The 8,636-nt window shown below is 70.6% G+C and carries 13 protein-coding genes; 6 read left to right on the forward strand and 7 right to left on the reverse strand.

Annotated elements, in window-relative coordinates; translation table 11 throughout:
• A partial coding sequence (gene ruvB, locus VFM98_RS24525) for a Holliday junction branch migration DNA helicase RuvB (RefSeq protein ID WP_325112510.1) occupies nt 1-640 on the reverse strand: 640 nt, incomplete at its 3' end.
• On the reverse strand, nt 637-1,212 hold the full coding sequence (gene ruvA / locus VFM98_RS24530) for a Holliday junction branch migration protein RuvA (protein WP_325112511.1): 576 nt from the start codon (nt 1,210-1,212) through the stop codon (nt 637-639). The genes ruvA and ruvB, both read right to left, overlap by 4 nt.
• A gap of 27 nt (nt 1,213-1,239) precedes the next feature.
• Here ruvA and VFM98_RS24535 point away from each other — a divergent pair, with 27 nt between their 5' ends.
• A complete protein-coding gene (locus VFM98_RS24535) occupies nt 1,240-2,184 on the forward strand; it encodes a PhoH family protein (RefSeq protein ID WP_325112512.1) in 945 nt (314 codons plus the stop codon).
• Nucleotides 2,181-2,624, forward strand: coding sequence for an rRNA maturation RNase YbeY (gene ybeY, locus VFM98_RS24540; RefSeq protein ID WP_325112513.1), 444 nt, complete (start codon nt 2,181-2,183; stop codon nt 2,622-2,624). Before VFM98_RS24535 ends, ybeY begins: the two co-directional genes overlap by 4 nt.
• 10 nt (nt 2,625-2,634) lie before the next feature.
• Here ybeY and dtd read toward each other — a convergent pair whose 3' ends face one another.
• Together dtd and VFM98_RS24550 are read right to left on the reverse strand one after the other, a co-directional pair.
• On the reverse strand, nt 2,635-3,075 hold the full coding sequence (dtd, locus tag VFM98_RS24545; protein WP_325112514.1) for a D-aminoacyl-tRNA deacylase: 441 nt from the start codon (nt 3,073-3,075) through the stop codon (nt 2,635-2,637).
• Nucleotides 3,075-3,992: a cation diffusion facilitator family transporter gene (locus VFM98_RS24550; RefSeq protein ID WP_325112515.1), complete on the reverse strand. Its 918-nt coding sequence runs from the start codon at nt 3,990-3,992 to the stop codon at nt 3,075-3,077. The genes dtd and VFM98_RS24550 overlap by 1 nt, the downstream gene beginning before the upstream one ends.
• Nucleotides 3,993-4,032: 40 nt before the next feature.
• Between VFM98_RS24550 and VFM98_RS24555 the strand changes: the two genes are divergently transcribed.
• From VFM98_RS24555 to VFM98_RS24570, 4 genes are all read left to right on the forward strand, one after another.
• Nucleotides 4,033-5,487: a sensor histidine kinase gene (locus tag VFM98_RS24555; RefSeq protein ID WP_325112516.1), complete on the forward strand. Its 1,455-nt coding sequence runs from the start codon at nt 4,033-4,035 to the stop codon at nt 5,485-5,487.
• Nucleotides 5,484-6,116, forward strand: a complete 633-nt coding sequence (locus VFM98_RS24560; RefSeq protein ID WP_325112517.1) for a response regulator transcription factor — start codon at nt 5,484-5,486, stop codon at nt 6,114-6,116. The genes VFM98_RS24555 and VFM98_RS24560 overlap by 4 nt, the downstream gene beginning before the upstream one ends.
• A gap of 110 nt (nt 6,117-6,226) precedes the next feature.
• Entirely contained in the window at nt 6,227-6,718 is a 492-nt protein-coding gene (locus VFM98_RS24565; protein WP_325112518.1) for a heme-binding protein, read from the forward strand.
• On the forward strand, nt 6,715-7,398 hold the full coding sequence (locus VFM98_RS24570) for an ankyrin repeat domain-containing protein (RefSeq protein WP_325112519.1): 684 nt from the start codon (nt 6,715-6,717) through the stop codon (nt 7,396-7,398). The genes VFM98_RS24565 and VFM98_RS24570 overlap by 4 nt, the downstream gene beginning before the upstream one ends.
• Nucleotide 7,399: 1 nt before the next feature.
• Here the strand turns inward: VFM98_RS24570 and vapC are convergent, their stop codons facing one another.
• The 3 genes from vapC to VFM98_RS24585 form a co-directional block, all read right to left on the reverse strand.
• Entirely contained in the window at nt 7,400-7,807 is a 408-nt protein-coding gene (vapC, locus tag VFM98_RS24575) for a type II toxin-antitoxin system VapC family toxin (RefSeq protein ID WP_325112520.1), read from the reverse strand.
• Nucleotides 7,807-8,103: a type II toxin-antitoxin system VapB family antitoxin gene (locus tag VFM98_RS24580; protein WP_325112521.1), complete on the reverse strand. Its 297-nt coding sequence runs from the start codon at nt 8,101-8,103 to the stop codon at nt 7,807-7,809. The genes vapC and VFM98_RS24580 overlap by 1 nt, the downstream gene beginning before the upstream one ends.
• A gap of 41 nt (nt 8,104-8,144) precedes the next feature.
• On the reverse strand, nt 8,145-8,636 hold a 492-nt coding region (locus VFM98_RS24585), incomplete at its 5' end, for a S4 domain-containing protein (RefSeq protein ID WP_325112522.1).

An 8,636-nucleotide genomic window follows, 5' to 3' on the forward strand; every position in this document is an offset into this window, starting at 1 on the left:
CGGAAATGTCGAGCAAGCCCGAAGACCGGCCGACGATCTTGCCCAGCTCCTCCTGGGAATAGAACTCGAGCCGCGCGACGATGCCGAAGCGGTCGCGCAGCGGGTTGGTCAGCATGCCGGCGCGGGTGGTCGCGCCCACCAGGGTGAAGGGTTGCAGGTCCAGCTTGATCGAGCGGGCCGCGGGACCTTCGCCGATCATGATGTCGATCTGGTAGTCCTCCAGCGCGGGATAGAGGATCTCCTCCACCACCGGCGAGAGTCGGTGGATCTCGTCGATGAAGAGGACGTCGTTGCGTTCCAGGTTGGTCAGCAGCGCCGCCAGGTCCTTGGGCTTTTCCAGCACCGGACCGGAGGTCTGGCGCAGGTTCACGCCCAGTTCGTGGGCGATGATGTGCGACAGCGTCGTCTTGCCCAGGCCGGGCGGGCCGAACAGCAGCACGTGGTCCAGCGCCTCGCCGCGCTTGCGCGCCGCGCCGATGAAGATCTCCAGCTGCTCGCGCGTCTTGGCCTGGCCCACGTATTCGGCCAGGCCCTTGGGCCGCAGCGCACGCTCCAGCGCCTCTTCCGCCGGCGACGATGGCACGGCGGAAACGACCCGCTTGGAAGGCGGCGGCGCGAAATCGTCGGTCTGGATGCTCATCGCGCCAGCGCCTTCAGCGCCTGCTTGATGCCATCGCTCACGCTGATGTCCTTGGGCAGCGGCTTGAGCGCGGCCTGCGCTTCCTTGTCGCTGTAGCCCAGGGCCACCAGGGCCTGCAGGATGTCGCCCTGGTTGTCGTTCACGGTATGCGCGCCGATGGCACCGAGGTCGGCGCCGATCTTGCCTTTGAGTTCCAGCAGCAGGCGCTCCGCGGTCTTCTTGCCGATGCCGGGGATCTTCACCAGCCGGCTCGCATCCTGCTGCGTGACGGCCTGGCCGATGTCGCCCACGCTCATGCCGCTCAACACGGCCAGCGCGGTGCGCGGGCCCACGCCCGAGATCTTGATGAGTTGGCGGAAGGCCTCGCGCTCGCCGGCGGAGCCGAAGCCGAACAGGATCTGCGCGTCCTCGCGCACGACGAAATGCGTCAGCAGCGAGACCTTCTCGCCCACCCCGGGCAGGTTGTAGAAGGTGCTCATGGGCACATCGACTTCGTAGCCGACCCCGTGGCAGTCCACCAGCACCTGCGGCGGGTTCTTCTCGCTCAGCGTCCCCGTCAATTTGCCTATCATTGCGGTCCCTTCTCCGGGATTATCACGTTGATTCTCCGCCACGCCTTCAGCCCCCTGAACAACACCCGCCTCGCGCACCTGTGCGGCCCCATGGACGAACACCTCAGGACCATCGAGGAGGCGCTGCAGGTCCGCATCGGCCACCGCGGCGAGCACTTCCGCGTCGAAGGGCCCAAGGCCAAGGCCGAACGCGCCATGCACGTGCTGCAGGCCATGTACGAGATGTCCTCGCGCAGCATCTCCAGGGAGAAGGTGCAGCTGATGCTGGCCGGCGACGTGGCGATGGAGGAGGACGAGGACGGCGCCCTGGTGCTGCACACCCGCCGCGCGGACCTGAAGGCGCGCACGCCCAACCAGAGCGTGTACCTGGACAACATCGCCAACCACGACATCACCTTCGGCATCGGCCCGGCCGGCACCGGCAAGACCTACCTGGCCGTCGCCTGCGCCGTCGACGCGCTGGAGCGCAACGCCGTGCAACGCATCGTGCTCACGCGCCCCGCGGTGGAGGCGGGCGAGAAGCTCGGCTTCCTGCCCGGGGACCTGACGCAGAAGGTGGACCCCTACCTGCGGCCGCTCTACGACGCGCTGTACGAGCTCATGGGCTTCGACCGCGTGGCCAAGGCCTTCGAGCGCAACGCGCTGGAGATCGCGCCGCTGGCCTTCATGCGCGGGCGCACCCTGAACAACGCCTTCGTGATCCTGGACGAGGCGCAGAACACCACGCCGGAGCAGATGAAGATGTTCCTCACCCGCATCGGCTTCGGCAGCAAGGCGGTGGTCACGGGCGACATCAGCCAGATCGACCTGCCCAAGGGCACGCTGTCCGGGCTGGTGGACGCCGAGCGGGTGCTCAAGCGGGTGAAGGGCATCGCGCACACCCGCTTCACCAGCGCGGACGTGGTGCGCCATCCGCTGGTGGCGCGCATCGTCGATGCGTACGACGCCGCGCGCAAGTCGGAACCGAAATGACGCTGGACGTGTCGCTGCAGTTCGGCGCGTTCCCGAAGGCGGCCGAACACCGGCGCGTCGTCACGCCGGCGCGGGTGCGGCGCTGGGTCGGCATCGCGCTGCAGAAGCCGGGCGAGATCGCCGTGCGCATCGTCGGCGCCGAGGAAGGCCAGGCGCTGAACCGGCAGTACCGCGGCAAGGACTACGCCACCAACGTGCTGACCTTCGACTATGCGCGCGAGCCGGTCGTCTCGGCCGACCTGGTGCTGTGCGCTCCGGTGGTGGAGCGCGAGGCGAAGGAACAGGGCAAGACGCTGGAGGCGCACTACGCGCACCTGCTGGTGCACGGCGCCCTGCATGCGCAGGGATACGACCACGAGCGCGGGGAGCGGGAGGCGCTGGAGATGGAGGCGGTGGAGGTGCTGTTGATGGGGGTGCTGGGGTACCCGAATCCCTATTGAAACCCCGGCCCTAACGCACCGTCAACGGAATCGTCACCGGCCCGTCGTTCACCAGGTGCACCTGCATCTCGGCGGCGAACTCGCCGGTTTGCACCACCGGATGCGCCTCGCGCGCCTTGGCGACTAAATACTCGTAGAGCCGCCGCCCCTCTTCCGGCGCGGCCGCATTGGTGAAGCTCGGGCGGTTGCCGCCGCTGGTGTCCGCCGCCAGGGTGAACTGGCTCACCACCAGCAGGCCGCCGGCCACGTCCTGCACGCTGCGGTTCATCTTGCCGGCCTCGTCGGCGAAGATGCGCAGTTTCAGCAGCTTGGCGAGCAGCTTGTCGGCCTGCGCCTCCGTGTCACCGCGCTCGGCGCACACCAGGGCCAAGAGGCCCGGCCCGATCTCGCCGATGGTGCGGCCGGCCACCACCACCTTCGCTTCGCGCACGCGTTGCACCAGGGCCAGCATCAGATCAGGTCCTCCTCGTCCTGTGAATGCGCTTCCACGTCCATGGGCAGCAGCTGGATCGTGCAGCGCAGGCCCGGCACCGCGCTCATGAGCGCCTGTTCGACCGAGGACCGCACGGCGGCCGCGCGGCCCAGCGTCCAGTCGGCCGGCATGTGCATGTGCAGGTCGACGAAGCGGCGGCTGCCGGAGCGGCGCGTCGAGACGTGGTCGAAGCGGATGGTCCGGTGCTTGAACTGCGCCAGGGTCCTGGTGATCACGTCCTGGACGTCCGGCTCGAGCGACTGGTCCATCAGCCCCTGGGCCGAGCGCCACAGCAGCTGCCCGCCCTCGTGCAGGATGTTGAGCGCCACCAGCACGGCCACCGCCGGATCGAGCCACAGCCAGTCGGTGAGCGCGACCAGCCCCACCCCCACGACGACGCCGGCCGAAGTCCAGACGTCGGTGAACAGGTGGCGGGCGTCGCCTTCCAGCGCCATCGAGCGGTGCCGGCGCGAGGACTGCAGCATGGTCCAGGCCAGCGCCCCATTGAGCAGCGAGCTCAGCACCGACAGCGCGAGGCCGATCCCGAGCTGCTCCAGCGGCTGCGGATCGAGCAGGCGCCCGACCGCCGCCCACAGGATGGCGGCGGCGGCGATCATGATCATCAGGCCCTCGAAGCCGGCCGAGAAGTATTCGGCCTTATGGTGGCCGTAGGGGTGGTCGGCATCCGCGGGCCGCATGGCGATGCGCACCATCAGCAGCGCGAACACGGCGCTGGCCAGGTTCACCAGCGACTCCATCGCATCGGACAGCAGCCCGACCGAATCGGTAAGCCACCACGCCAAGGTCTTGAGCGCGATCGTCGCCACGGCGACAGCGATGGACCATCGCAGCAGCACCTGGGGTTCGAGGCGGCTGGCAACTGAGGCGAGGGACATGCCTCGATTGTGCTGTACGGCCGCATGCCAGAATCCGCGCATGCGACTGCCTGGCCGCCATCGCACCGCCCTGGGCCTGTGGCTCCTGCTCACGGCGGCGGGTGCCGCGGCCCTGGCGCGGCTGGAGCTCGCGCGCCTGCAGGACCTGTTCGAGACCGATGCGCGCATCGCCCACCGCGTCCTGAGCCAGCGCGTGGTGCAGCACGAGGCCGTGCTCGCCACCGTGGCCCTGCTGCAGCCGGCCGCGGGCGCGGAGCCGGTCGAACGGCGGCTGCCCGCCCTGTACCCGCAGATCCTCTCGGTGCAGCGGCGCGAGCGCGATGCCGGCTGGAACGATCCGGCCCTGGCGGCCGCCGAGGCGCGCTCGCGCGCGGCGGGCCGTCCGGCGCTGGCCGACGCCGACTTTGCCCGCGGGCGCTACCGGGTGGTGCTCGCGGCGGAGCCGGCCAGCTTCTCCGCCCAGTTCGAATTGCAGAAGGTCGTGCCCTGGAACGAATGGCCGATGGACCCCGCGACCAGCCCGCTGCGCGTGGCGCTGGAATACGGCGGGCAGCAGTTCCTCCTGCAGCCGGGAAGCCCCGCGCCGGGGCTGTGGACCCTGTCCTTCCGCAAGCACCTGGCCGCGGAGAGCCAGCCCTTCGACCTGGTCGCGCGCCGCACCGTCGGCTGGGGCGACCTGCCCTGGCGCTGGATCCTGCCGTGGGCGCTGGCGATGGCCGCCGCGGTGGCTGCCTGGCACTGGCTGCGTACGCAGCGGGCCGAGCGGCGCCGGGCCGAGGAACTGCTGCGCCTGGGCCAGGTGGCGCGCCTCAACACCCTGGGCGAGCTCGCCGCGGGCATGGCGCACGAACTGAACCAACCGCTGGCCGCGGTGCTGGCCAGCACCCAGGCGGCGCGCCGCCTGCTGCAGGAGGATGCGCCGGAGCTCGCGACCGCGCGCGACGCCATGCGGCAGGCGGAGCAACAGGCGCGCCGCGCGGCCGACGTGCTGGGGCGCTTGCGGCGGGGGGTCGAGCGTCCGGCGGCGCAGGCGGCGCTGCAGCCGGTGGTGCTGTCGCAGGCGGTGCGCAACGCGCTGTACCTGCTCGAGCCCGAGTTCGCGCGCCGCCAGGTGGCGCCGCAGCTCGAGACCGGCGAGGACGTGGCCGTGCAGGCCGAGCCGGTGGCACTGGAGCAGATCATCCACAACCTCCTGACCAATGCGCTGCAGGCGCTGGAACAGGTTCCCCCGCAGGAGCGCAGCCTCTCCGTGCGGGTGGAACAGGAGTCCGGCCAGGGCGCGCTGACGGTGGGCGACAGCGGCCCGGGCATCGCCCCCGAGGTGCTGCCGCGCATCTTCGAACCGTTCTTCACCACCCGCGAGAACGGGCTGGGCCTGGGCCTGAGCCTGTGCGAGAGCCTCGCCACCGGCATGGGCGGGCGGCTCGGCGTGCAGGCGCGCAGCCCGCGCGGCGCGGCCTTCACCTTGCGCCTGCCGCTCGTGGAGGCGCCGTGAACGCGCCGCTGTCCCCGCTGGTGCACCTGGTCGACGACGACGACGGCGTGCGCGCCGGCCTCGCGCTGCTGATCTCCACGGTGGGCCTGCGGGTCCAGGGCTGGTCCGACCCGCAGCAGTTCCTGCGCGAGTTCCCGCGCCAGGACATCGGTGCCATCGTGCTCGACGTGCGCATGCCGGGCATGAGCGGGCTCACCGTGCTGGAGACACTGCAGCAGCAGGGCGTGGACCAGCCGGTCATCATGCTCACCGGCCATGGCACGGTGGAGATGTGCCGGCGCGCATTCAAGGGCGGCGCGGCGGAGTTCCTGGAAAAGCCGGTGGACGACGAGGCGCTGCTGGAGGCGCTGCAGCACGCCGTGCGCCAGCACGTGCGCTCGCGCGAGCGGCTGGCCGCGGACCGCGTGGCGCGCGAGCGCTACGCCCAGCTCTCGGAACGCGAGCGCGAGGTGGCGGGCCTGATCGTGGAGGGCCTCACCAACAAGGAGATCGGCCGCGCGCTGGCCCTGTCGCCGCGCACGGTGGAGACGCACCGCGCCAACCTGTTCGCCAAGCTGCAGGCCGAATCGCTGGCCCAGCTGGTGCGCCGCTATGCCGCGCTGATCGCTGAGGACGGCAGCGCTCCGTAGATCTACGGAGGCCGGCGCGTAGCCGAACGAATGCCGCGCAGCGGCTGCGCTGCCTACAGTTCTCCCCACGGCCCGAGCGGGGCCGCAACACGAACACAGGAGAACCTGCCATGCGCATCGCCGCCGCGGCCCTTGCCGCCGCCCTCGTCCTCGCTGCCACCGGCGCCTCGGCCCAGGCCTTCCGCACCGAGCGCAACATCTCGGCCCAGCTCGCCCAGCAGATCGCGCTGGAAGCGGTGAATGCCTGCGCCGCCAACGGCTACGCGGTGGCGGCCACGGTGGTGGACCGCGCCGGCACGGTGAAGGCCGTCCTGCGCGCCGACAACGCCGGCCCGCACACGCTCGGCTCCAGCGAGCGCAAGGCCTGGACCTCGGCTTCGGCGAAGAACGCGACCCAGGCCATGATGCTGGGCGCGCAGTCCAATCCCGCGGGCGCCAACCTGGTGTACCTCCCCGGCTTCCTGCTGCTGGGCGGCGGCGTGCCGATCAAGGTGGGCAACGAGACCATCGGCGCCGTGGGCATCGGCGGCGCGCCGGGCGGCCACCTGGACGAGCAGTGCGCCAACGCCGCCCTCGAGAAAGTGAAGGGGCAGCTGCAATGAGGGCCGCGCGCTGGCTCATCGCCGCCGCCTTCGCGGCGGCCGCCGCGGCGCAGGCACAGGTGGGCCCCAGCGCGGCCGAGGCGGCCCGTTACCAGGGCCTGCATGCGGCGGCGCAGGCGGGCGACGCCGCGCGCGTCGCCGCGCTGGTGGCCACGGGCGCCGACCTGAACGCGCGCGATGCGCGCGGTCGCACGCCGCTGCACGTGGCCACCTTTGCCAAACAGCGCGGCGCCATCCAGGCGCTGGCCCGGGCCGGCGCCGACCTGAACCTGCTGGAACACGATCGCTACGACGCCGTGACCATCGCCTCGGTGGCGAACGACGAGGAGACGCTGAAGCTGCTGCTCTCGCTCGGCGCCAGCGCCAAGCAGGTCACCAGCCGCTACGACGGCACGGCGCTGATCGCGGCCGCCCACCTGGGCCACGCCGGCGTGGTGCGCCAGCTCATTGCCGCCGGTGCGCCGCTGGACCACGTGAACAACCTGCACTGGACGGCGGTGATCGAGTCCATCGTGCTGGGCGACGGCGGGCCGCGCCACCAGGACACGCTGCGGGCGCTGGTCCAGGCCGGAGCGAACCTGCAGCTGGCCGACCGGGCCGGGCGCACGCCGCTGCAACTGGCCCAAGCCCGCGGTCATGCCGAGATGGTGAAGCTGCTGGAGGCGGCGGGGGCGCGCTGAGTCAGTTGGGCCGGCCCGGGTAGATCATCAGGGCCGGCGCAACCTGCGCGAGCGCGACGAAGTCGCGGTCGTTGTGCACCAGCAGCGCACCATGCTCCAGTGCGATGGCTGCGATGAGGCAATCGTTCGGCTTGCGGATCGTGAGCCCGGCCGCGCGCGCCGTCCGGTGCAACTGCGCCGCAATCTCGTAGGTCGAGAGTTCGCGCGGTTCGAGGATCAGGGTCGACCACAGCACCTGGCGCATGCGTTCGTACTCGGAATCGAGCCGGATGCCTTGCAGGACCTCCTGGAAAATGATGCCCGTGGTGGCGATTTCCTCATGGTCATCGCGCATTTGGACGAAGCGAGTCGCCTCCGTCGAACGGCCCCTGTGCGAGTCGATCCAGACGCTGGAATCGAGCAGCAGCATCACTTCTTCGTGCCGCGCGGAGGCTTGGTGGCGGCCGGTGGAGTCACTTTGTAGCCGGCCACGCCTTGTTCGACCCGGTACTTGCCCGGCTCTTCGCCCGGGTCCGTCTTCGGGTCATAGTCGGGCCAGTAGGTTTCATCGGTGGCCATGCCCCAGATATCCCGCAGCCTCGGGCGCTTCGCCCGCTGCACCATCTCGCGCAGAGCGCGGTCGACCACCTCGCGCTTCGTGCGCGCGCCCGAAACCTTCATCGCCTCCGCGACGAGGGCTTCGTCGATGTCGATGTTGGTGATCATGGGTTCGATTGTACATCGGACCCACAATCACGCCACACCGCCTATCCGAGCGTCACCCGGGCGAACTTGCGCTTGCCCACCTGCACGACGTACGTGCCGGCGCCGAGCTTCAGCCCCTTGTCGCTCACCGGCGACTGGTCGACGCGCACCCCGCCGCCGTCGATCAGGCGGTTGGCCTCCGAGGTGGAGGGCGCCAGGCCGGCCTGCTTCAGCAGCTGCGCGATGCCCAACGGCGCGCCGGAGAGCGCCACCTCCGGGATCTCGTCCGGCACCCCGCCCTTGCTGCGGTTGACGAAATCCTGTTCCGCCGCGTCCGCCGCGGCGGCGTCGTGGAAGCGGGCGGTGATCTCCTTGGCCAGCATCACCTTGGCGTCGCGCGGGTTGCGGCCACCCGCCACCTCCTGCCGCAAGGCGGCGATCTGCGCCTCGGTGCGGAAGGACAGCAGCGTGTACCAGCGCCACATCAGGGTGTCGGAGATCGACATCACCTTGGCGAACATGGTGTTGGCGTCCTCGGTGATGCCGATGTAGTT

Source organism: Ramlibacter sp. (assembly GCF_035706265.1).
In the GTDB taxonomy this organism is placed as follows: Bacteria; Pseudomonadota; Gammaproteobacteria; order Burkholderiales; family Burkholderiaceae_C; genus Ramlibacter.